Below are 24,237 nucleotides of genomic sequence, written 5' to 3' on the forward strand. Positions count from 1 at the left end.
TCTTAGAAGTATTGTTCGTTAATGGAATCATCCAGGAGAGAGACGATACCAGAGTCGAAGTCATAGCGCACAAGGAACGATTGTCCGCTTGCATTTTCACGATTTTTTATGACCAAGATTCTAAAGGTGTTGTCACTCACTTTTACGATAGAGATGCCCTTTGAAGCATCCTGTACGATGGCGAAGGTTTCCCCAATATCTCCGGCATCAACGTTCTCCGTAATGTCCTTCTTTACTTTCTTAAGGGCATCGCGGTTCGCTTGAGCGACAACTATTGCGGGCTTACCCGTATCGAGAATTAAGTCTCGAACTCCTGCCGAAACATCATACAGGCGCTGTCTAAGGTCGCCGCTCCCCCGTGAGGGAAGTCGTAACTTTGATAATTGGTCGAGTGTCCAACGATTGTGTCCTTCTCGTTCGAGTATCCGGTGGATTTGGTCGAGCGTGTAAGGTTTGCCTCCATTACTCTTAAGGTCGTAAATTACCATGTCTTTCTTCTTCTGCTTAAGGCGGTCAATAAACTCCGCATAAGCATCTCTCTTTTCGTTAGAGAGCGTACCGCGTGTTAGAGCAAGCCGTGACACTTTGGCAAGTGTATTGTCCCAGTTATGGGCAATTTCTGACGCTCTTTGCTCCAAGGCGAAGTAGGCTGGATAGTCATCATCTAATGTACTGTTCCATGCCGCTGACATCATAAAGGATGATATGAGGGTCTTCCCCATGTTTGTTGGCGCAAACACGAGAAAGTAATCGACCGCCCCATCTGTGTATTCAAGTCCGTTGGTCGCTAAATCTAGCGGCTTGAATCCAGTAGTCATTCCTATGATTTCATCTTTTGCCCTACCGTGGATTTTGTCATAAGCATCGAGACGTTGTTGAGAATTTTCGATGTAGGAGTAGCCCTGACCCCTTAAGCCGATAGACTTCAGAAATCTTCCTGCTTCCATCTGAAGTTGCTGAATAGCCGCTGTCGTTTCCTTTTTGGCGAAAGTCTCCGAAGCAGATACCAGTATCGGTTTGAACTCCCTATAAAGAAAGTCCTCCCTCACCGCTCGCACAACGTGGTCGATGTTCTCCAATTCCACCAACTCAAACGTATCAAACTTGTTCATTACCGTTTCTATTGTTGGCAAGTATCCGTTTTTCTTTTTGAAGCCTTTGACGTACTCGAAGGTTTCTTTGTGTACCTGAAAGTAATTCTCAGTAATACCTGCATCCTCGACAACGCCCCACTCTTTAACGTTTAGGATGTGGTTGAGTAGCTGAAGTTCTTCGATTGCCGCCATTGTGTTCCCTCCCAATTTCCGATTACACTCTTAGTAGTCGAGTCATCTACGGAAAAAGGTGCAGAGTGATACCAGCTAAGGCTCTATGCGACTTCATTTCCCTCATCGATTATGTACAAGTCAGACTTGTCCTCCTGACCAATTTTCAATAACAACACCCTTTATGGGGATTTTTAACCCCTCTAATTTCAGGATAAAACATAAGATTTCTTCCGCCGGCAAATTTAATCCTATATTATGGAAATAGAAAAGGACTCACCGAATACAATTAGAAAAGTAATTGTATTCGGTGAGTCCTTACGGGTTTTCATGTAGTGACAGTGCTTGAGGTAGGTCATGCGATCAGCGCAACTAAGTTGTCTAATCAATGCCCTTTGGGCTGTTTTCACTTGCCTCTCTAAGTTCGTATCGAGCTGTTATGAGCTGTATCACAACATATGTAGAGTCTCTTTCAACTATGTTGTTCACAAATAGCTCGACAATAGGTATATCTTCACTAAACACACCAACAAACGCTCCACTTAACTTTAGTATTTGTAGGTATTATCCTCTCTTCTGTCTCTGCCGCCCAATGGAATGACCATCGTATTGTAAAGCATTCGAGATACAACCATGTCTCCAAGCATGTCATCTTGACGTAATATCGAATCAGGGAAATTGCTTGTAAAGATTGTACTTTTCTGTTCTTCTTTACGGAAGTCAATAACATCATAGATCAAATCTCGAATGATTGGGGTGATTCGACCGCTCCCGATATCATCTAGTATTAGTAGCGGAACGTCATTCATGTGGTTGAGTTCTCGGTGGGCTTCGTAGGTAAACTTCTCGTCATTACGAGTGTATATATCTCGCTGACGGTTAGCCCAAGCTCCAAATTTCAGATACATTCCTACAGGGGTTTCATAATCAAACCATTGTGGGTCACGACAAACTTTGTAAATAAATTCATTAAGAACGGCATTGGCTGTCCATGATTTACCTGTACCTTTGCCCCTGTTAATCAAGGCAAGGTTCGTACCTGAAGTGACAAAGCCTACTGAATTAGATAGCAACTCCTTCAGAATGGTTGCAAAGTCAGCGTTGTCCGCATCCTCAACGTAGTTGTGCAGGTTGGCAGTACGGTACTCCTTGGGGATTTTAGCCAAGCCGATAGCCTTTTCCAGTTTATCGTAGCCCACACAATAGGTGAGTGTATGCTCAGGCGGCAACTTCACTTCACCGCTACGAAGTTTGCACCAGTCCTTTACCACACAGGTATCACATGTGCTAAACAGTTCTGTCTTTGTTTCAGTCAATATACTCATTAGTTACCTCCTTTAATCCTCTTCAGGAAGTCTTCAGCAGACATGCCGCTCTTTGTCTGTGCGGTAGTCTCAACCATTTCCTTCTTCTCTTGCGCCGCGATATAGAACGGTTTCTTGCCTTTCTCGACGAACAAATCAATCTCTTCCGCCCGTCCTGAGGTACAGAACCACTCAAGGGACTGATTGTCGTATCCAATTTGGAAAAAGGCATTAATTCTTAGCTTAATTAGCGCCTTGTTGCCGTCAACATTCTTGAGCAAGCGCCCAATCATTCCACGGTGTTTACTTCGGGCGGTTTCATGTGTTCTGCCTGTAGCGTCAATAAACTTCTCGTAGAAGTATTGAACGAAGTTGTCGTTCTTCCATCGGTCAATGTCATCAGGCAGGGAGAACCTGCTTTTCCCTTCCCCAAAGTTGCCCGCTTTTTCAACAGTGCCACCTAGAACGTTTCTCATTACTTCCTTTGTCGCAGTTTGGTCGGAGATATCAGACTTTGCCTTTCCAGCGTATGGTGGGTTGAACATATCTTCACCTTCCTTCTTCACCCTGCTTAAAAGGGTCTCACGTATATGTGATTCAGTCTCAGCATCGACAGGAATCTCCCGAAAGATGATTCCCTCTTTGTCAAGCTTCTCAAGCATCTTAATGAAGCATTCGTATACATCTTCGTATAGGCATACCTCAACTTCTTTGTACACGGAATTTACAGTCCGCCAGAACATTTCGGATACATGTAGATGGTCAATCTTGTCTATGTCCATCAGATAGTAGGAGTTCGTCTTCCGATTACCGTTACGTTCCTTCAGGATGAACCCCTTCTCGCAGAGTTCGTCAATGTACTTGATTGCCGTTTTCTTGGTGCAGTTGCAAGCCATAGCAATTCGTGATACGGCAGGAAATGCTTCTCTTCCGTTCTCAAAAACGTACTTGGATATCACGCCGTAGGCTATCTTAGACGTGTCTGATAATTCCAAACAAGAAACCACCATGTTCGGCAGTTGCACATGCCCTCTATTTTCAGAGTCACGGTAAACGAATTGCTTTTCGCTAGATACTATCACCTGTCCTTTGTATTGCCCCATTGTTAAATCATCTCCCTGCTCTAAGTGGTCGGCGCAAGTATTGACAAAGTTGCGGGAGATGTTACGTCCAGCCCCTTCCCGAAGGACTTCGGCGGGCGACTCTTAGGCGTAAACTTGCTGATAATACTTGTGGTATTCAGTAATAAGATTGGACATATTGACCATCTCACCTGGCTTCCTTTAGAGAAGGGGATGTCACGTTGTTCACGTGTATGACTCCGTTGATAGCACAGTGGATAAGGCATATAGCTGTATGTCGTATATGTCTCAACCCCTCTGTTATCAACAGTCGATCTATCTATGGAAAAAGAGTTCGCTCGAAGGCGGGACTTTATTAACCGATTACGTGTACTCCTATTGCTCGAAGTTCTTTAATGAATTTGGAGTACGTTGTGATAGTGAAGGTAAAGAGTTCGGTTCCTCCAGACGATGCAAAGAGAGCTGCCAATCCTATTCCCTTTTAATTCCTAATTGCTTCAGCCAATCACTCAGATAGTTAGCCCCACGGGACGCTAGTAAGCCAGCAGCTACTGTAGATGAGTATGCGGCAATTCCGGTAAGTCCGAATGGATTAAGTCCGAATGCAAAAGCCAGTCCCACGCCTACTATAATAGAAACTGCATATGTGCCTGTATCCTTAATAGGCATTACTTTCTTGATGACTTCCGTGATTGCTTCTGTTAAGCCCGCTACAAGCATCCACAGACCGATTGCACCTACTGCTGTAGCCAATACTCCAGTTAAAGTTACCATTATTTCTTCACCGCCCTAGCAATTAGGATTGTGTTCAGGAACGCCAGTTCAGAGGCAGTCAGCGTACCATTCTTGGCTTTGGTAATCCAAGCTTCGTCCGTAAAGAACCCTTTATCTTTAAAGTCTGTCAGGTTCTTTACAAGCATGTCTAATGCCCACTTATCAAGCTTCATAGGTTCATCGTCCTCCGATACTTCAGTTTTAATTGGTGATTCAGGCGTACTGCAATCCTTCAGTTCAGCCGCCACATCGTTTAGGAATTGAGCCTTACTGATTCCCATAATTTTCAAAGCGTTCTTGAACGGGTCGGACTTGCGGTTCGGATCGAGCTCATTGTGGCCTGAAATCCGCTTCAAGGGATTCAGTCCGTACTTGTTACATAGATATGCCATATACCAAACGTACCGTTTGTATGCTTCTTGGTTATTGATGTTCCCCTTCTTATTGGAGTAACACAGTTCTACGCCGATTGCGTGATCATTGGAATCAAAGCCGTAAAGGTCATTGTCTGTAGTGACGTTGTACAGTACGTGCCAAGCCTTCTCTGTGAGCGGCACACACTCAATGATGACCTCATCATCAATAAAGGTATGTGCTGAAGCACTCTCGACGTTGGCAGAGTTCGTATAGTAGTTCACGTTACCCACCGCAGTACTGCCGTCATTGCCCGTGTCATGAGCCACGATAAATTCAATTCCTAGGTTCTTTAGGCCGGAACGTCTCTTCGTATTGACTGGTATGTATTTCTGTACAATGGAATACTTCATCTTGAAAGCCATCTAGTTCACCCTTTCTATTAAATCTTTGGGGTGCTATCCCCTACCTTTTCCTCCAGGATATTATTGACACTTTCCATTTGAGAATCACTAGGAACTGCAGTGGTAGTTTCTGTATTGGTAGTCTTGAACTCCCTCACTGTCTGCACTGCGAATAATCCGCCCACGATGGTCATAACGACAGGGCTAAGGCTTCCTATCATCTCAATCGAGACGGAGCTGACCGCTACCCCGAAGAAAGGTGCAAAGAATACAATAAGTAGGAACAGTGCAAACAGACCGCCAAACAGTACCATTAGAAAATCCTTAGCGGAGAAGCCGTCATTGTCGTTCCAGAATGCGTTCTTCACAAACTTCACCATCTTAGCGCACGTCTCCCCTCCGTCTTGAGAGTTGAGCCACTAATTGCTCTACCTTGATATTCAGCAGCCTGTTCTCACTAATCAATTCCATGTTTTCCTGTCGAAGCGTAATGACTTCGTTGCTTAGTCTCTCAATCTTTTCTTCCGAAGCTGTGAGACGTTCAATCAACTTTTCACGGAAGGCCTGTTCGTCCTTGGAGAGCAATTCTCTATCCGTTACCTTGTTATTGTTTTTGCCGCTGGCATAGCCGATTACACCGGATACAGCAGTACCAACGAGGCCAGCGATTGCTGTAATTACACCTACGTCCATATCGATCACCTGACCTTTTCTATCTGTTTGTGGCACGTTAATAAGTCACATAATAATCCGGTGTATATTGTGTGACTATAGACAACGGGATGCGATGGAGTAATGAATGATGTTGGGACGTTCCTACTCTACCTGCACACAGATAAGAACTCATCCGAATTGACCCTAGAAAGTTACGAACGGAATATCAAAGGCTTTCTTTCTGTCGAAACCAACTCCTTCTGACATTACAGCCATCGAGTCATCCCATATTAGAAAATAAATAGCGCATCTCTACGTTCTTGGTAGTGCAAGGTCTACTATTAATAGAATGTTCTGTGCCCTGAAATCCTTCGTCAAGTTTCTCGTAGAAATCGAGAGAGTTATTCAGGTGTCACCAGCCGCCCAAGTAAAGTGCGGTGAAAAAGAAAAGTCTCTACCTAAAGTAATCTCTGAAGCTAAGGTGACTGCCTTAATCAACACAACGTCCTAGCATCGACTACCAAATGATTGTTGAACTCCTGTACGGTCTTGGATTCCGTGTCAGCGAGATGCCCCCAACCAGGTAGAGAACATGGACTTCGAGCCAAAGAGTATTCGCATCGAAGGTAAAGGCGACGTTGAGTGGATCAACCCTATCCACGACAACACCCTTATCCGAATCAAGATGTTCATGAAGAAGAACGGCATTACATCGAGATGGTTGCTCCCTAGCAAGCTTGATAAGACTGTCCCTATGTCTAGGGAGAGCATCTACAAGATTTTTAAGAGAATCGCCGCCAAATCAGGCGTTGACACTAGAAACGTCAGCCCCCACGTCTTCCGTCACAGTTTCGCTATTCACATGCTTAACGCTGGTTGCGACATGGCTCTCGTTCAGGAGTATCTTGGTCATTCTGACATCTCGACAACCTAGATTTACGCAAAGGTTTCTCAGAAGAACACGCAAGATACCTTTAAGAAATACCACCCTCTCGCGGCTACTTCTATCTAAAGTTCCACTTTCTCACAACTACAATATAGGTAAATTTTCCAAAAAAATAACCCCTACCGAGTAATGGCAGGGGTCTTGTTTATATGATGAATGCATACCCTCCGTCGTCCGATTCCACTACGACAATGGTACACAACACAGTGGATTCTCCGCCTACTTCGATATGTGTAACCAAGTCACTAGCGTACCTCTCGGCCACTCGAATCTTAGTCACCAAATCCTTGCTTGCACCAAACGGAACGGTGATGCTAGAACTTAGGTATCCTGACTTGATTATGATGCTGCCATCTATATCTGAGTTCTTCCAAACCTCTACCGTAGAGTTCAAGTCGTTTGACTCAGAGCGTTGGATTGTGATTACGGACTCTAGGTGGCTTTCTCCCGACCCTGATACTGTGATTGAAGATGTGAGTACAGAACTAGCTGTGACCTCAATGCCCCCAATTATATCAGGTCTGGTTACATCAACCTTAGTTGGCAGTCCATCTGAATCGCTATTCCTTACGACAACTACCGAAGGTAAGCTGGAGTTGGAATTGTGCCTTACAACCAAAGTACTCTTCATAAAGTCCCTTGAGACTCTGATGTTCGTCTCCACAACACTGTCCCTTCTATTGCTAACCACAATCTCGGAAGGGAGTTGATATAAATCCTCCCGCTTAACTGTGATGGTGGAGCGAATGTCTCCCCTAGTAACTTTCATGAAGGTTTCAAGCATGTCGGGATTAAAGACTGTAAAGTTACCTGGTATGTCGGATTTATCCCAGTAACTCTTGACCGTAATCTTCGTAGCTAGGTCCTTGAACTTCTTCTGCTGGGCGGTAATGTAAGCAATTACGTCTGCATATCCATTACTGCGGGTAGTAGGGTCTTGGTACTCAATGACTAGCTGTGGTGCGTAGCTCGCGCCCCTCTCTCTTGAGCCGAAACGGACAAACATCTCACCGCTGATAGTGTCCAGATTCATAAACATGCCAGTGTTGTCCAGTGTTCCGTTGTACCACCCCTGAACGATACTCAGCATGTCAACCTCAGCGTACTCCTTAGCTACGTCTGCTTGAATCTCAGCGAGCTTCATGCCGTAAGCTGGTGAGCTTGCCCATGTCACGCCTAGCTCTGTCCAGTCATTCTCAACCTGATAAAAGGATACCGGATTACCCACAAGACTTGTCTGTTCTACGTAAAGTCTGAGCTTCGCGCTTAACAGCTTCATGCCCGCCGGGATGGTGCTGACATCGAACTGGATAAGCGAGTTGAAACTTTCTCCATTCGTATTACCTACCAACATCTCCTGCTCTTGCCCGTAGTTGAGCCGTGGAACGGATGAACGTGTGAATGCATCCTTAACCGGAGATAACGTGGAGACAATCTTCGGTGGTGGTACAACATCGACTACCGCCCGCATCTTACCTTTAGGGCGAACCGCAATGGTACTGAGGACGTTGGAAGTCCACTTCACGTCTATAGTAGAAGCAAGGTCTGCGAGGTAAACAGGAGCGACCTTCGCTGTGGCCTTCATTCTACCGTGCGGCTTTACGGTTATGGTTGTCGTTAGGTCGTTTCTGTAAGGAACAATGATGGAAGCTTTACGTTGGTTGAAGTACGCCCCACGCCTGCCGTATATCTCAATCTCACCAATGGTCAGCCAGCCACCGTTGTTGGCCGTAACGTTAACCCTGAACCAGTTGTACATGCCTGTTGGGTTAGGGATTTTGTACCTCCGTCTTTCGGCCGTACTCCAAGTGGTCTGTCCCTTTTGGGTATCCAGTACCGTCCAGTTGTCCCCGTCCACACTTCCTTCAAACGTCCAGTCCTTGGCCATGTCGTTTGGGCCTGTGGATGAAGGGGCTTCCATGAGGTATTCCGTAGCTATTGCAGGCTCTACGATGTTGATTGCCAACCACCCTACGCCGCCGTTACTCACCCCGTTACTCCATTGCCCTGAACCAACTACGTTGTTAAACGCGAAGAATGTATTGTAACCAGTCGCAACGTAGTTGTGGGAAGCCTTTAGTGTGTACCCATTAGATGTTGCATTAGTCATTGGCAAGGTCAGGTCACCAGAAAAGTCTCTGATTTCCTCTCCGTTCTCGTTAAACACACCAATAGTGCTTACAAGGTCGTTTGCGTAAGGGACGTATAAATATGTCTTTCTTTGGTCTAACCCACAGTCGTCGAATCCATACAACTCGAACTCTTGAACACCTAACTGATTTCCTATGGATGGGTTACTGATATCCCACTTAAAGTATCTGTAGGTCTTGTCCTTTTCTCCAAGAGCGAACTTACGAAGCTCCCCTCCCGCCGCCCAATCAGGTTGCGACCTCTGTTCGTCTAAGACATCCCAAGATACTTTATCAGTACTCCCTGATAACTTAAAATCACGTGGGGCCTGCGTTGGAGAAGAAGGTCTCGAAGCTATACCGTACCCTGCTACGTTTAAAGGTTTCCCGTAGTCAAATATCAACCAAGCTGGTACTTGCCCAGCAGGAGGTGCGTATGCGTAGGTGGCCGCTCCCGTTTGGTTATCAAACGCCAACCACTCAGGGTACAAATTACTGTACAGACCAGAGGACTCTATGGCGTACCCTTTCAAGTCCGTTGCAGTTACAGGCACTGTTACGTCTATCATAGGAGACTCTTTATACTCAATGTGGTTTTGGTAAACGTGCAGACCGGAGGACAAGTTGTCTTTGACAGGAACTGTTATCTCACAGACGAGGGAGTTATTGCCTGCTTCCGACACGTACATAATAAACAATGGACGGAAACCCGTACTTGTTACCGTGATGGCTGAGGCGCTGATATACGAGAACCCGCCTAACGTGTTACCTCTAACTGTCCTGCTGCTTACGTTCTGGGTAGTGTTTGGGGTCATTGACCAAGCCCCGCCCCAGTTCCAAACTCTGGTATCCCCTGCCGTAATCTTGCCTCCTAGGGTATTACCTGTAATGTATCTGTCCCATTCGTTGTCCGCGCCTGTCACAACAGCCCCACCAGTAGGAAGTCTTACCATAGCGTTAGATAGACTAGAGTCCTCTTCATAGAACTGAAGTGCGTCTATGCTACTATAATACCCCGCGTACCCATTCGTAGCTGTGATGTGTATTCGGTACATGGTGTAGTAGGTATCATTACTAAATGAGTAAAAACTACTTGTCAAAAGACCAGTCACATTCGTTCTCTCATCAAGCAAGAACCATTTTACGCCATCGTTGCTTCCCTGAATCTGCCATACCTTAGGTGCAGCATTGTTGTATATAGCTGACCGAACAGAGTAGTGCTTAATGAGCCGAGGCTTTTTGTAAACTACTGTCAAGTGGCTCGGTGCTGGATTGTTTGCCACCCACCTGTTCGTGTCACCTGATAATACGCCGTTAAATGCCCTCCAGCCGTTGTAATTTAAGTTGAGTGCTGAGCTTACTATTATTGTCATATCAGGAGAAGATGTGTTACTATTCAGTACAGGTATCGTGGGCACGAATTGCTTATTTAGCACCCTTCCCGTCATCAGCCCCCAATCGTTCGCAGTAGTCCAAGGCATTCCTCCCTGAACATTCCGGTCAGCTAATAAAATGACCCTACCCAGAGGATCAGTGTCGACCGCGATCAAGTAAAAGTCTCCGTCAGGGTTCACGATCTGCACTGCTGGTAAGAAGTCACTTGTCTCTGCACCTAACCCAGAAAATGTACCTACTGTTTCAGCTAGTGCTGCATAATGCGCCCGGATTCTCTTACCTACTGTCAGGTCTTTCTGTTCCAGCACTTCGTCAAAGTGAAGCAACCGCCCACCAGTGTCGATGTCAATAGCATCAAAACGGAAATCGTACCCATCGGAGTTCGTGGGTTTAGTGAGGACCTCTACCTCTACGTTATGTCTGCCGTAAGGAAGGTTTTCTCTTTGGAATCCAGCCACCCTGTGGTAGAAGTAAGAATCTCGTGCACTAAAATCTCTTACTTCTACACCGTCTATAGTCACTCGTATCGCAGGAGAGTACGTGGGGGATTTCGAAATGACTAACCGGAACTTACTTCCAATGAAAGCAAAAGTCATCTTGTTCCCCTTTTGGGTGGTGACACTACCCATTGCAGACCCGCCAGTGTGTGCCGCCAAAGCCGCACTTGTCCACCCTGCCGCCGGGAAGTAGGTGATCGCGGGGTGTGTCTGTTCATATCTAGTCCACCCAAGGTCAGGGTCAGCGACAACTGCCCCCTCTTCTCCCAGCACATAACCGTCATTGTCTATATCGAAAGCATCAAAGTAAAATGCTCCTTCAGGGGCCGTACCTTCGATGACCAACTCGACACTGTGGATAGCTTTAATCATGTTTAATCGCTCATAGACAAGTACCTGACCCACGTTAGCTGTACTATACCTAGTTGTAAAAGTCCCTTGGTCTACTCCGTTAATATACACCCTGACTTCCTGCTGCCTGTCGGTGTAGGTGCAAGCTAGTACTCTAAGTTTTGTACCGTAGAACCTGAACTTAATTCTGTCTTGAGTTCCTACTTGGTTGGCCGCGCTCCTTGATATTACCCTAGCAGCGCTTCCGTACATTCCGGTTATTCCTGTTGCATTGTATACGGTGTAACCGTTAGGGTAAGCCGCCTGAGTATCATCGTACCTCTTCCAAGAGGCATCAGGAGTAGCTAGTGGATACCCAAAAAGAGTATCCCTGTAGTCGTCAGTAGCCTCTACATAAAATTCTACTTCCGCAAGAGTTACGCCGTAAGTACCTTTTTGTACTAAGTCAAACCTAATGAATTTGTACTTGGCGTTAATTACATGAGTACGTGCAGTTCCGTACGGGCAATTGGCTGTAGCGTTGGTCACATAAGGCGCAATTTCTTCCCATGCGCCTGACGCATCTACCTTACCGTAGATAGTATAATCAGAAATAGTATCCTCTCGTGTCCTTGGGTATACGACGATCCGGTCGATGGAAGTAAAGTATCGAGACATTGACGTTAAGTCAAAGTCTAGGTTTACCCTCCCAGCTACAGTACTTGTACTAGCAGCCCTCTGTGTCAACCAGTATCCTGTTGCATCACTTTCTGTTTTCTTTCCATCAAACAAATACTGCATGTAGTAGTAGTTGCTGTTGACCCAAACGTTAGCGCTACTAGTCACTACTACCCCATTCTTAGACGTATACACAGACTGATTAGATATCCCGCCCGAACCCCCAGATAAATCCATCTTCCTTATCATGTGGTGCACCCGCTCTCATTGTATTGAGATATTAAATGTATTCGTACTCTATTGCAGGTCTGAAGCCTATCTTTGAAGGTGACGTGTACGTGCCCAGTGTGCTCCAATAGTTCGTAGGGTCTCCTAGCCTCCCTCTTACAGTCCTGCCTTGAAAATCCATCTGAAACCCTCCGGGCTGACCAGTAAACCCACTATACGGCGTATCCGAAGTCCACTCTGCTTCAATAGCTCCGTTGGTGTATCCCCATACTTCCCCGCCCCACGGACTATTGGCTACTACTTCATCCCATTCATTGGAAGGGAAAATGCCGAGACCTTCGTTTGTGGGGGAAGGATAACCACCCTGTCGGAGATAGGAAACACCGCCTGTAAGCATTCTGACTTTCGTCTTCAAAGGTTCAGGTATTAATCTCAACTCTCCGATACAAGAGTAGTTGGCATGCCCGTCATTTGCTTCGATATATATTCGGTATCTGGTATAGGCCTTAGAGTTGTTCACAGAGTACACTCGCTCTTCCAAAGAAATCCAGCCCGAGTAGGTTTGTCTATCGAGAGTAATCCACCCCTTACCGTCCCACCCTTCAAGTAACCAAGAACTTGGTGCGGCTGTTGGGCTGGTTGTAGTCTTTAGCGTGTATCCTTTGACAACTGTTGGTTTGTAGAAACGATACTCCAGCCACCCTTGTTTCACGTTACTAGGTAGTATCCAGCCCCAAGTCCCGTCAACCCCATCTGACGCCTTCCACGCAGGGTAAGCAGTTGCAGAAAGTACCCCACTTGCAGATAACGACCCGTTGACAGGTTCTATGCCCGAAGGTGAGAAGTCGTTTGCCATGATGGGTATCAAGCTGTAGTTAAAATTCGTACCGTGCGCGTAGCCTGCGTTGCTTAACGTGAACCACGCCGCTCCGTACTGCACAACCCTGTCGGCCACAAGGAGACCTTCCTTAACTTTAATGAAAAAGAAGTACCCATTAGGAATAGTCGTTCCATCTCTAGGAATTTCAGGCTCAATTGTGTCAATTCCAAGTCCAAAAAATTGACCCGCATTTGCCGCTGCCGCCCGATACCCGCACCTAATGAAGTCTCCAACCTCCATGTCGGTAATAAGAGTCCTCAGTTTTCCTCCCGTTTTAGGAAAGTCCTGTGTCTCTACGAAATATCCATCCCCGTCTATGTCGATAGCGTCCAACCTAACTCCGTAGGTTGCTGTAGAATAAACTTCCACAGTGTGACGCCCCCACGGTAGATCAAGCTTCTCGAATTGAAGACATGATGGAATAAGAACCCCTTGCTGACTAAACGTGCTACTAACACCGTCAATAACGATTACAATAGAAGCCGAATGCGTTGGATGAGTTACCCCAATAAACCGTAACTTACTTCCTGTAAACTCGAAGGTGACCTTTGTTCCTGCCACAGTCTGGGTGTAGTGCATCGAACCGCCAAAGTAGGTGTCGCTTACTTGAGTTGTCCAACCCACCCCGACATAATTAAAGGAAGGGTACGAACCATCGTACCTTCGCCATCCTTTGTCCGGTGCAAGAGTACCTGCCCCCAGTGTGTTGGCTACCTGCCCATCGAAGTCGATGTCAAAGGCGTCAAACCTGACATACTTAGCTTCCTTAAGTGTGATTTCGACTTCATGTAAAGAGTCGGAGTCAAGGTACTTCTCGTACATGATTCTTTTGTATGTTGTGGGTGAACCGTAGAAAGTAAACGACTCTACTTGTCCGTCAATAGAAATCTCTACCGCAGATGAATCCGTGTGCTGAGTCCCTATAATCCTCAACTTACTTCCGTAAAACTTGAACCTGATTTTGCTTCCAGCTACGTTGCTGTAACTCTCTGTGTTGTTGTAATCATTGTTGTTACCCGCATGTGTCCAAGCGCCTTCGTACTTAATCCGGACATCGTTGTTATCGTACCTAGCCCACCCCTTTTCAGGGAGAGCTAGTACATCACCTACCTGCGCCATTTACCATCTCTCCTTTCTCAGTAAGGGTCTGACCTAGCCAGTATGTCGAAGTCCCCGCCTGCCATTGTGTCCTCCTGTGTTACAATCCTTACATAAAAAGGTAAATCTTCTTCATCTGCGACTACCCCATTAAAGGACAGCGTGGTTTCTGGGATGAATGGGCTGTTGTACAAACTCAGCTCCATTGTAAGCTTCTCAGGAAATGTTGCAGGTTCTACATAAACCCGTAGGTTGTTCACATCAAATCCCGCTAAGTTCTTAACGAATACTCTCTGTGGTGGAGAAGTCTGACCAGCCACAAGAGTCCCGAAGTCCAGCAACTTAAAGATGCTGTTGAATCCATCGGAATAGTACATACCGTTCTGCCCTGTGCCATCATGGAAACCAATGACTGGCTTAATTAGGTACTCAATGACAAGTCTGGGTCTCTTGGTGGCATCTGCTACAATCGGGCTGTAGAAACCTGACCCCCTGTACCCACCAGACGGGGCAAAAAACAGCCCGTAAAAATCCTGACCTTTAGCTTTAAGTTGGTCTGTAAAATCAATGCTGATTTTAGAACCCACTGCATAGGCGGTGTTATTGACATAGAAGTTATCTCCGACAGATGTCGGGGGAACTCCTACCCCGAACGGTGACTTTACATTGGACACCTGAAAACCTTGTGTCCCGTACCTTGGAACTCCCCTATAAAGGTAAACATCAAGAACTGCTTTACTGATTACAACTTCACCTTTAAGCATTTCTTCCTTTATCCTGTCAATTTCGGTGAAGTATATGGCGCTAGTGTTCTGCATGTACCCGAACGTCCACCCTCCGAAGTAGGTACTGGTGTTATACCGCCACCCCGAAGGGTTACTTCCATCAGCTTCAGTCATGTACACTGCAAGCATTATGTTGTCCGGTGTCTGGTTGACGACTACAGTAGGGTCAATGGCGATAGGGTAAGTCGCGTTGGCAAGGAAGTCTTCGTCCTCGACAACAACCGTAAGAGTATCGAAAGTTCCGTCATGCCCCACGTCATAGCGGATACCGTAACTAACTTCTCCGTCAGCACTGACCATGTAAGGTTTATGGATAGCCCACAGCGAACTGCCTGTGTCAGCATCTACGATAGTCAACTCGTCCCCGTCTTCTCTCAACGAAGCCCCGCCAGATTTAACAGTAAATACGAACTCTCGTTCATGTGTTGGTTTGTTCAGTACGATGTTCTCTTTTACAGAATCCGTCTGAACGATATACTCAAAATCTACTCCATCCATACACTCCACAAAGCGGAACAGGTTGTCTTCGTTCTCTGTGCTGGTAGGGTTAGCCCCTTTAAGCTTGAAGTTAATCCACTTTTCGCTGTCTGCTCCCTTAAATTCAATCCCGTACAAGTGCTGATTATCTGAGGTCACGTCACCAAAGTAGGTGCGGAACAACCCGTTCACAACGCCTTCAGCGAACTCCCAACTCTTGATAGGGGTGATTTCAGTATTAATCTCAACCCACCCGTCCTCTGATGGGTAGTGAATAGGGTAGCCGTAGTATTCAGTTTGAAATCTGCCCTTACCCAAGTCGAATGTCTTGGTTGTTGCAGTCCGTTTTTCCACAACTTCTCTCATGAGTTACCCTCCTTACCTAAGCTCCCACAGGATGCTACCGCCCTTGTTCTTCTTAATAAGAGCGTCAACAATATCAAAGTCTCTTCCGTTCTTCTTGATATGCAGACGACCTTTCAAGTCTTGACTAGCAACAATTGTCAACTCCATTCTTGGAATAGAGTTCATAGGTACTTGGCATATAGCCTTGAAGCTGAAATTTACACCGTCTGTAGCAAACTTCGCTTTATACCCGAAGTTATATTGCGTGATTACGTTATGCCCTGAACCCTCTACTTTAGGGTTAAAGACGAACTCTGCGTCTTTGTATGTGATAATGTCGTTGTACATCATAGGCTGACCAGTCAGCAGATAAGTCTTCTCATCCGTGACATAGGTCATCTCAAGCATCTGGCCGAGTATCTTGAACACCCCGCCGTACACTTCAAAGTACAGCGAGCAGCCGTCTCCTAGGATGCCGAACCGGAGCAAGTCTTTCTTGAGTATCTGATAATAGTCGTTCTCTTCCGTTGTCTGATAATCAAACTCGGATAGATGCGATCCGTCTAAGTATTCGGCCACCCAGACAAATGGTTGAGCAACCGGAGATTTTGTGTCTCTGTTTCCAAACATGCCATGACCCCCATCATATTGGTTGAAAAAACCCTACACTAAGGTAGGGTCATTGATTACGTAAACTGGTATGCGACACGTGTCAGGAATGTAAAGCTTCCCGCTGTGGCCGTGGATGGTACGTTAGCGTGTAATGAAACTTTGGAGAAGTTTGTCACCGCTCCAAGCGAACCGTCATTGGCAGTACCTTTAATAATGCCTGCGCCAGCCCCTCCGCCTGCCTGAATAACCTTGGTAGTCGTACCTCCAATTGGGGTGAAAGTGGTCTCGTTCAACGAGTCTACCCGTGCTTCGACCCACTTGTTCATTACAACCTCCCCCGTGTTACTACCGAGTATGTCTTTAGTTGTAATTGTGCAGTTTGTCATGTCTGACACATTAGTGTTGATTCCCCTGTTATTCCAGATGAGGAAAGTGGTATCTATGGATACACTACCTGCATCTACGACTCCAATCTGCCATTCTGTCTTCTGTGTGGTATTCGTAATGTCGTACCACTGTACTAAAGGGCTTGCCATCGCCTGTCCCCTCCTTTGCTGATTACTCATAGACAATATAGGTTAGGCAGGAGACTCTTTAACAAAATGGCAGTACAAAACAAAAAAGACCCTCGAAAGGGTCTTCAGATTGTCGAGAAACCCTGTACTTTTTTCAAAGTACAGGGTTTCTCATATTTTAGTGGTCGGTATAAAACGGAAATAGGGAAGATTATCCCCGTTTTCCCAGGCGATCCAGGTGGATCGCCATCTTCTTCATGTTTTGCACAGCTGCCGTCATCAGGGCCTGTTCCCTGACGTTTTGCAGTCCGCGCAAACGGCAATAGCGAAACCCATGGAGCTCTTTGGCATCCGCGAAGCTTCGCTCAATCGTCTCTTTTCGTTTTCGGTAGAGATACTTCCCGGATCGACTGAGCCGGTTGCCCCGCACCCATTCTTTGCTGTCCTCCCAGACATGACGGGTCACCACTTTGCGGTGGTTGCGAGATCGTGTGCATTCGTTTAATAACGGGCAGTTCTTGCAATGTTGTGGATCAGAGGTGTACTGCCGGTATCCCTCGCGGTTGGTCGTTCTATATGGTAACTCGTGCTTTGCCGGACAAACATACATATTGCGCTGTGCATCATATATGAACTTCCATTTGGGGAATAAACCTTGGGTCGGGTGAAATCTTCGGTGAGCAATAACGGCAAAAATATTTCGGTTTTGCAGCCCTTTGCAGATGGGTGAAGTCAAGTACCCCGAGTCCAGAGCAACGGCTTCTACTTTAAAACCAAATCGTTGTTGTTGACGATCCAAACGGGACAAATACGGTATAGAATCATGGACGTTTCCAGCGGTCACATGTACATCCGTAATCATGTTGTATTTCAGATCCACAGTACGGTGGTCTAAGTAGAAAAATCCTTCCGGCTTCCCATCACGAATCATATAACCGCTGTCAGGATCTGTTGTGCTCACTTTAATTTCCTTTTCCTCGATCACGTCCTCTCTAGGCTTTAGTGCTTTTTTCCATGTGCATTCCGGTCAGCCTCTACAGCAGCATTGAGTTCATTCACATAATCACGGGTGTTTTGTAGAACCTGTTCCTTGGTGTACTTATGCTTATTCGCATTCGCTTTAACGTGAGTTGAATCGGTAACCAAGACACGTCCGCCTACCATACGGTGCTGAATCGCTTGAAGCACAATCCCATCAAAGATCTCCTGAAAGATTCCGGTGTCTTTAAAACGAGTACGCCGATTCCAGCTAATCGTAGAGTGGTCCGGTACGTTGTCGGTGAGACCTAACCCCAAAAACCAGCGGTAAGCGAGGTTGGCCTGAATTTCACGTTCGAGTTGGCGTTCGGAACGGATACCATAAAAATAACCAAGAAAAATCATCTTAAATAACACGACAGGATCGATCGCAGGCCGACCGTTATCCGTACAATATATCGGACGAACCTTTTCGTCGATGAAAGAAAAATCGATATACTTATCCACTTTACGGAGCAGATGATCTTGAGGAACCAGTTCTTCAATGGAACAAATTCGTAAGCCTGTTGTTTTTCTCGATTCGAACGCAACATATTTGTACACCCTTCCGTACGTTTATATACTAATATTATACAATATTAACGCGGTGTCGTGTTGAATTAAGTGGATGAAAAAATAGCTGTCGAGACTTTCTCGACAGCCTGAAGACCCTCGAAAGGGTCTTCATTGCTTACAGTATTTTCTTGTACTGTACGAACACTACGTCAGGTACTCCATCGACAATCTTCAGGGTATCAGGAGCGAAGTTGAAACCAGTGATTTCACTACTTGCATTCTTGATGTACTCGAAGTTGATGCCGGGCGTTTGAACCTGACCGTTGATTGCCAACCGCATCGTCTTATCTTTGGCTTGTCCTTTAGTGAGCAAGTACTGCGTCTCACCACCGACTGCTTCAAAGACTTCTTCCTCGTCCTGCGTCTCAAGCTTTGTCAGCCTACTATCCTGCTCCGTATTCTTTTGCTCGATGCCATCCATGCGGTCACCGTTAGTGGAATTCGCCTGCGATATCTTAGCCGCGAGGTTGGTCAGCACCGCCTGCACCGTCAACCCTGTGTAGTTAGGGTCACTGGCAACGCCCACCATACCTGCTCCCGCAGTGGCCTTCAGGTCGTTTACGGTCTTGTCGTCAGCATCCTTCCGGTCTTGAATCTCCTTGGTAATCTGTCCTTGGATAGATGTCGCAAGGTTGGCGTTACCGTCATTGTCCAGCGTACCTGAACCGCCGTAAACGTCCTTCATTAACTGGATAAGGTTCATGTATGCCTTGGCATCCGTCGCCCCTTCTACGAACCCTGAGCCGCCTTTAATGATAGTGTCCACCGGAACAATAGAGAGGTTTGTACGAACAGCGAAACGATAGTCTACATTCACTGCATTAGCGTCGAACGTAAAGGGTTGCTCCGTGCCGCCAACTAGACTGTAAAACTTCAGCGTATACACTCCTGTGTTCTCTTCTAACCGACCATATACAACATCTGAGTTTTCGTCACCGATTGGACTGTCCGTACCTGTCAGACGAACCTGAACCTTCTCAGTCAGTACGACGCCCTCCACGTTAAGCGCCGTGGCTACTGGTCGTGCTCCTACATCCGTAGAAACGTCTATCTCAGACACGCCTTCGACGTCGACATCATTGACTTGAACGAACACGTCAATCTTTGTATCTTCAAGAATCTCGCGGTGACTTTTAAAGTCGATAGAGATGTAACTCTCGTTAATCTTGTTGCTAGCGTCAAAGTGGTTGTTGCGGAGAATGTTGTTATTGAACTGCTCTCCACGGAATCGTGCTAGACCTCTTGTACCTGCCATCCTAATCACCTCTCGTATAGAAATTCATACCCATTATAAGTAAAGATTACGTGTAAATAACGATCTCTACGACTAAGCCTTTAGCCCCAGCCCCTACCTTGTCTACGTACAACCGGTAGCTGTCATTTACGCTCACGTCGGTCACGCTGACTACAGGCTGTTGCTGACTACTCTTGGAAGCCCGATTCCCCGCTTCGATGGTAATGTCTGTGGAGAGTATGTTCGTCCATGTCGGGTTCTCTAGGTTGGCCGTTATACATCTTTCGACCTTAACGACAGTATCCTCTGTGCCTGCCGTACCAAGCTTGGCTAACACATGGGACACCTTGCCACTAAATGGAGCAGGGACATCGAAGTCAGTTGTGCCCAACTTCACCTTCGGTAGTACTAGAACAATCGCCCTTAAGGTTGCTCGGTCTTGGATGTAATCCAGTCGGTCATCTAACCGATTAAACGGGGTATCCGTTGGGTTGAATTTCCTAGCTTCGATAATCTCTTCTTCCAGTGCAAGAAACCTTAACGTGTCGATGTTGCCGCCCGACTGAAGGTACTCAGCCTTCCAAGCCGTGATGTAAATCTCATCCCCGATAAAGAGGGGGACAGGCTGTCCCGCCTGCTTGTGTATCGGAGGATACACGCCAAGGTCTAACCGGATGGTGTTGGGGTCGATTTCCTCATAGCCCCCACCTTCCGATAAGCGCTGACCGTTATAGTAAACGTCAAGCATATTACTGCCCATCACATAAGGGTGAGTGAGCGTAATGTACAATCCGTTATTAGTATCCAGAAAATTCTGGTCGACGATAATCTCCTGTTCGTGACGATGCGTTACCTCGCCGCCGTACCGCTGAAGTCTCATTTTAGTGCCTGCCATGTCTCACACCTCCTTATAAATGGGTAATGTCGAGAAGGAAGTGAATCGGCTTTATACCGAAGTGCTCCGACTTCCGTTCTACTTTCATCCAAAACTTGGTCTTCTCTAGTGGGGCGAGTTGTCCCATAGCCAAACGCTGGGAGTAGTTCCCCACCGGAGCGTCAGCCCCGTCATCGTGGCATATATCTGCCCACTCGTACCCGAACTCAGCCATGTACTTGATAATACCCATACTGATGTCCTTGGCCGTCTTGTTGGTTGCCGGGTTAAATAGTTCCATCTGGACTTCTATCGCGTCATTGTACATCGTCCCTAGGTAGGTTTCGCCAGTAACGCTCAGCTCCACGCCTTTCCTTAGGACGCGGAGGTCAGTACCGTAAAGGTATAAGTCCCCTCCGTACATATCGAACGTACCTAAGCTGGAAAGCAGGACTCCGTTCTCATCGTAAACACGGAGGATTCCGTTATAAGGTAAAGTTGGTAACTCTATCTCTACGCCTGTCCATAGCGGTTCTACCGTGGCCGAAGATACCGTGTTTCCGTTAGGGTCACATAAATATGCAGTGTATCCCTCCGGTAAGTTACCTACGGTGATTTTGCTGGCCTTACATAGAACCATCCTATCAAGCTTAAGCATGTCGTAATCGATTGCGTCAGGGTTCTTCAGCGTTATACCCATCTTGCCAGCGGCTAGGTTAGCAGAGTCGAACAATTCCCACCCCGATCCTCTATTCGCGTAAAACGTCCATGTGTTCCCCTTCTTCTGCGCCCGCCAACGGCTATACTCTCTGCTGGTAGAATCCTTACTCTCTAAGAACTCTAGTCTGTGATACCCATCCTGCCATATCAGAATTCCTCCCTCGTCCCCCAACTCAGTAGGGATATAGTCAGCGGTGACTTCAAACATCAATGCCTGCTCGTTCTCTGGGACGTCGAATAACACCTTAGTCTCAGACTCTGTATGAGGGATAATCAACTTCTTTAAATTCGTATCCAATATAGGAGCATCTGCGGGTGAAAGGCTGTAGCGGGGGTCGATTCCCCCGCCATTGAACCCATCATCGAAAATGAGACCACTCCATTTCTTATAGATCCCCATGCACTCACCTACCTCGTCTTCTTCCAGTTCCAGATGTTCCAAGAAGCAATCTTACCGAGAATCAACCAAATGCGTGGTTTCTTGCGTTCAGGATGAGTAATCGCCGTACCGCCTTCCGATTTCTCAATGACCGTCTCAATGACTTTGGTAGGTCTCTTAGCTTCCTCACCTTCATCAATGCTGAGACTGATGACTTCCTTGACTCTGCCACCCTGCTCCGCACCTTGAATCGTTGTCTCGATGGCTTCCTTCTTACGTCGGCCTTCTTCAGCGGTCTCGATGTCGGTTTGAATAACCTTCTTCTTCCGGATAGCGTCAGTTACTTCGTCAACGTACCCTTCTTCGGTTACTGCAAGTAAATCAGCGGTTGAGTCTATATCAACAACGGTCTCCACAACCCCGCCATCCAATTGGGCTTGAATTTGCTCTTGGTTATCTACAACTAAACTCCTATCCCCAATATAAGCAGATACGCCCTCATAATTAACAGCATCGTAAATATTGTCACCAGACAGACCAACCAAATCTACGATATCTGCGTTGAGAGTGTTGTCGGCGCTACCTTGAGCAATCTCTTTATCCATTACACCGTCACCGATGGTCACGTTATCTGCCCACTCCACCTTCTCAGGGGAGATACCGTCCATAGAGCTTGTGTTCTCGCCGCGCTCGTCGCCGTAAACTACGGACTCAAGGGTGATTTCGTCTGTGCTTGCAACAGAATGGTAATCCGTGATAGCTTCGACAACGATGTTGGACTTACTGCCTCTGTCCGGTGTATCGTCGACTGCATCGTAGATTCTGATTCCACCTCTTGCGTGTACGTCCTCATGCAACGTACCTTCAGCAGTTTCAACCACTTCAGCAAGGTCAGGGTCTTGGATAACTGCATCAAAGTCTCGTAGGTGTCTACCTCTCTCACTAGGAGTGATGAGGACTTCGTAATTCTGCACATACGCCGCGACTTCTGTTTCGTTTGGTGCGTCAGAGTTAGGGACAATGGTACTCACTACTTCCGTCGTCTCTGTAAGAACAACGTCGGTATGGTTCTCTGAGAATGCAGTCTCTGTTCTGTGCATTGTCAAATTAAGATTAGCTTCAGCAATGGCTTTACCGATATCGTGTACTACAGCTTCATGCCCAATATTCCTTTCAGCCTCCGCGCCAAAGTCGTACACACCTTCTCCAAAGGATACGGATGTGGCGTGCTCAGGAGCTTCGTTAACCGCGTCCCCGAAGTACTCTACTGTTCCGGTCTTAGTGTCCGACCCTACGCCTTCCATTGAGCCTGCATTAAGTGCGCGTTCCAAGTCTGCAATAACAGCGTCTGTGATAGAACCTGCATCTGCGGTCATGGTCTCATCGACATGGGATTCAACCAGCCGCTCTAACCCCGCCTGAATCATCTCAGCCGCCCTGTGCCCATACATGATTTCTAGCAACCGCCCTGCACTTGAAATCTCCGGACTATCTGATACGATGCTCTTCAGGTTCTCTGCAAGCATTGTTTTCGTCAATTCAGTGTTCCGGTTAACCTCATTGCCGCCTTCGATGAAGTGCTCTGATTGGCTTCCTTCAGTTCGGGAAGAAACGTCGGCTGGCGTCGCATGTTCAATGTAAAGTGGGTCAGTGCTGTATGCTGCACCCTCCGTAAAGTGCTCGACATCAATGTCCCCGCCAGTACTGGCTAAGGCTTCCGTTCCGCTTTGGATATGAAGGTAGTCTCCTGACTCCGCTTCCCCTGCAACCATCACGTCGGGTCGTTCAGCTTCTCTGCCGTCCCCACTTACCGCTGATGTAAAGCTTTCGATCGCAGCGTCCTTGTCAAAGCTTAAGTTTACCGTATCTGTAAAGTCTTCTACCAAAGTCTCGTGCTCATGTGAAAAGTCGAACGGTGTCATCTTTTTAATAGCGTGCATATCAATCATGGTCATCGGACTCACTACGATAAGCCGCTCTTCGGTCTGATGTATATATGAAAAGTTCTCAACTTCCGCTTGCTCTTCCACAGAAGCATCAAACACAGGTAATATCAGCTTCCCGTCACTGTGTTCCTCTTCGACGGCCACGTAGTTGTCTAAGGTCAAGTTAAGCATCCAAGCATCTTCTGAAATAAGTGATGAGCTGTCTTTCATCTCCCCTGTCTCGTAAGCGGGGTCATTCGCTCCGTACATAAGTAATTCAGCATAGTCAGGTAAGGTATCCACCGCGTTAAGAATACGCCCGCCAAACCCGCCTAAGTTCCTTGCGAATACCTCATCTTCAGTTCCGTCCCCTACCCTTACGGTCTCAGTAGTTAGTGTGGACTCACTGCCTTGAGCGTCTACCTTATTCTCCCCCTCCAAGTACTGCTGAATGTCGGACAGATATGTCGCAACGCTTGCAAATACTGACTCTACTTCCACCCCCTCGTATTCCGTTGCAATGGATGTTTCTTTCAATCCATTCCCGAATAAACTCGAGGTCGCATAGGGTAGCTTCGTCGCGTTCTTCATGACTTCCATCTTCAGTGCGCTATAAGTACTATACGCAGGGGCAGACAGGTGGTATTGGGTATCACGGGAAACGTCAAGCAACGTGTCTATCCCGAATGCCAGTCCATAGCCCTTTTTAGAAAAAAGGGCGGTGAAACTGATTAGGTAAGATTTATTACCATTCAGCATA

18 protein-coding genes are annotated in these 24,237 nt (G+C 46.8%); 1 reads left to right on the forward strand and 17 read right to left on the reverse strand.

What is annotated here, in order from left to right:
- Nucleotides 1-2: 2 nt before the first annotated feature.
- The 7 genes from BLV50_RS09445 to BLV50_RS09475 form a co-directional block, all read right to left on the reverse strand.
- Complete coding sequence (locus BLV50_RS09445; protein ID WP_090807175.1) at nucleotides 3-1,286, reverse strand: DnaB-like helicase C-terminal domain-containing protein; 1,284 nt, start codon at nucleotides 1,284-1,286, stop codon at nucleotides 3-5.
- A gap of 527 nt (nucleotides 1,287-1,813) precedes the next feature.
- A complete protein-coding gene (locus tag BLV50_RS09450; RefSeq protein WP_090807177.1) occupies nucleotides 1,814-2,590 on the reverse strand; it encodes an ATP-binding protein in 777 nt (258 codons plus the stop codon).
- Nucleotides 2,590-3,672, reverse strand: a complete 1,083-nt coding sequence (locus BLV50_RS09455) for a helix-turn-helix domain-containing protein (protein ID WP_090807179.1) — start codon at nucleotides 3,670-3,672, stop codon at nucleotides 2,590-2,592. The genes BLV50_RS09450 and BLV50_RS09455 overlap by 1 nt, the downstream gene beginning before the upstream one ends.
- 450 nt (nucleotides 3,673-4,122) lie before the next feature.
- Complete coding sequence (locus tag BLV50_RS09460; RefSeq protein ID WP_177031150.1) at nucleotides 4,123-4,425, reverse strand: hypothetical protein; 303 nt, start codon at nucleotides 4,423-4,425, stop codon at nucleotides 4,123-4,125.
- On the reverse strand, nucleotides 4,425-5,192 hold the full coding sequence (locus BLV50_RS09465) for a peptidoglycan recognition protein family protein (protein ID WP_256337907.1): 768 nt from the start codon (nucleotides 5,190-5,192) through the stop codon (nucleotides 4,425-4,427). Before BLV50_RS09465 ends, BLV50_RS09460 begins: the two co-directional genes overlap by 1 nt.
- 29 nt (nucleotides 5,193-5,221) lie before the next feature.
- Nucleotides 5,222-5,563: a hypothetical protein gene (locus tag BLV50_RS09470; RefSeq protein WP_090807183.1), complete on the reverse strand. Its 342-nt coding sequence runs from the start codon at nucleotides 5,561-5,563 to the stop codon at nucleotides 5,222-5,224.
- Nucleotide 5,564: 1 nt separating this feature from the next.
- Nucleotides 5,565-5,912 carry a hypothetical protein gene (locus BLV50_RS09475; RefSeq protein WP_256337908.1) on the reverse strand — a complete coding sequence of 116 codons (348 nt, stop codon included), beginning with the start codon at nucleotides 5,910-5,912 and terminating at the stop codon, nucleotides 5,565-5,567.
- A 517-nt stretch (nucleotides 5,913-6,429) separates the two neighbouring features.
- Between BLV50_RS09475 and BLV50_RS33770 the strand changes: the two genes are divergently transcribed.
- Entirely contained in the window at nucleotides 6,430-6,771 is a 342-nt protein-coding gene (locus BLV50_RS33770) for a tyrosine-type recombinase/integrase (RefSeq protein WP_090807187.1), read from the forward strand.
- 157 nt (nucleotides 6,772-6,928) lie between these two features.
- On the opposite strand, the gene BLV50_RS09485 is transcribed toward BLV50_RS33770, so the two are convergent.
- The 10 genes from BLV50_RS09485 to BLV50_RS09530 all read right to left on the reverse strand — a co-directional run bounded on the left by BLV50_RS09485 (nucleotide 6,929) and on the right by BLV50_RS09530 (nucleotide 24,236).
- The gene (locus BLV50_RS09485) at nucleotides 6,929-12,061 is read right to left on the reverse strand and encodes a DNRLRE domain-containing protein (protein ID WP_090807189.1); all 5,133 of its coding nucleotides are present in this window, start codon (nucleotides 12,059-12,061) and stop codon (nucleotides 6,929-6,931) included.
- Between the two features lie 31 nt (nucleotides 12,062-12,092).
- A complete protein-coding gene (locus BLV50_RS09490) occupies nucleotides 12,093-14,039 on the reverse strand; it encodes a hypothetical protein (RefSeq protein ID WP_090807190.1) in 1,947 nt (648 codons plus the stop codon).
- Between the two features lie 17 nt (nucleotides 14,040-14,056).
- The gene (locus BLV50_RS09495) at nucleotides 14,057-15,646 is read right to left on the reverse strand and encodes a hypothetical protein (protein ID WP_090807191.1); all 1,590 of its coding nucleotides are present in this window, start codon (nucleotides 15,644-15,646) and stop codon (nucleotides 14,057-14,059) included.
- 12 nt (nucleotides 15,647-15,658) lie between these two features.
- A complete protein-coding gene (locus tag BLV50_RS09500) occupies nucleotides 15,659-16,204 on the reverse strand; it encodes a hypothetical protein (protein ID WP_256337909.1) in 546 nt (181 codons plus the stop codon).
- Nucleotides 16,205-16,311: 107 nt separating this feature from the next.
- The gene (locus BLV50_RS09505) at nucleotides 16,312-16,773 is read right to left on the reverse strand and encodes a hypothetical protein (RefSeq protein ID WP_090807196.1); all 462 of its coding nucleotides are present in this window, start codon (nucleotides 16,771-16,773) and stop codon (nucleotides 16,312-16,314) included.
- Nucleotides 16,774-16,963: 190 nt separating this feature from the next.
- A protein-coding gene (locus tag BLV50_RS09510; RefSeq protein WP_256337910.1) for an IS1182 family transposase occupies nucleotides 16,964-18,333 on the reverse strand; the annotation gives its coding sequence in 2 pieces (ribosomal slippage) (nucleotides 16,964-17,757 and nucleotides 17,757-18,333; 1,371 coding nt in all).
- Nucleotides 18,334-18,460: 127 nt separating this feature from the next.
- Entirely contained in the window at nucleotides 18,461-19,600 is a 1,140-nt protein-coding gene (locus BLV50_RS09515; RefSeq protein WP_090807199.1) for a hypothetical protein, read from the reverse strand.
- Nucleotides 19,601-19,646: 46 nt separating this feature from the next.
- Nucleotides 19,647-20,474: a hypothetical protein gene (locus BLV50_RS09520; protein ID WP_090807201.1), complete on the reverse strand. Its 828-nt coding sequence runs from the start codon at nucleotides 20,472-20,474 to the stop codon at nucleotides 19,647-19,649.
- A 13-nt stretch (nucleotides 20,475-20,487) separates the two neighbouring features.
- Entirely contained in the window at nucleotides 20,488-21,615 is a 1,128-nt protein-coding gene (locus BLV50_RS09525; RefSeq protein WP_371129226.1) for a cell adhesion protein, read from the reverse strand.
- Nucleotides 21,582-24,236, reverse strand: coding sequence for a hypothetical protein (locus tag BLV50_RS09530; RefSeq protein WP_090807203.1), 2,655 nt, complete (start codon nucleotides 24,234-24,236; stop codon nucleotides 21,582-21,584). Before BLV50_RS09530 ends, BLV50_RS09525 begins: the two co-directional genes overlap by 34 nt.
- Between the last annotated feature and the right edge of the window lies 1 nt (nucleotide 24,237).

Origin of the sequence: Paenibacillus sp. 276b, from assembly GCF_900107875.1 — a bacterium.
GTDB lineage: Bacteria > Bacillota > Bacilli > Paenibacillales > Paenibacillaceae > Paenibacillus > Paenibacillus marchantiae.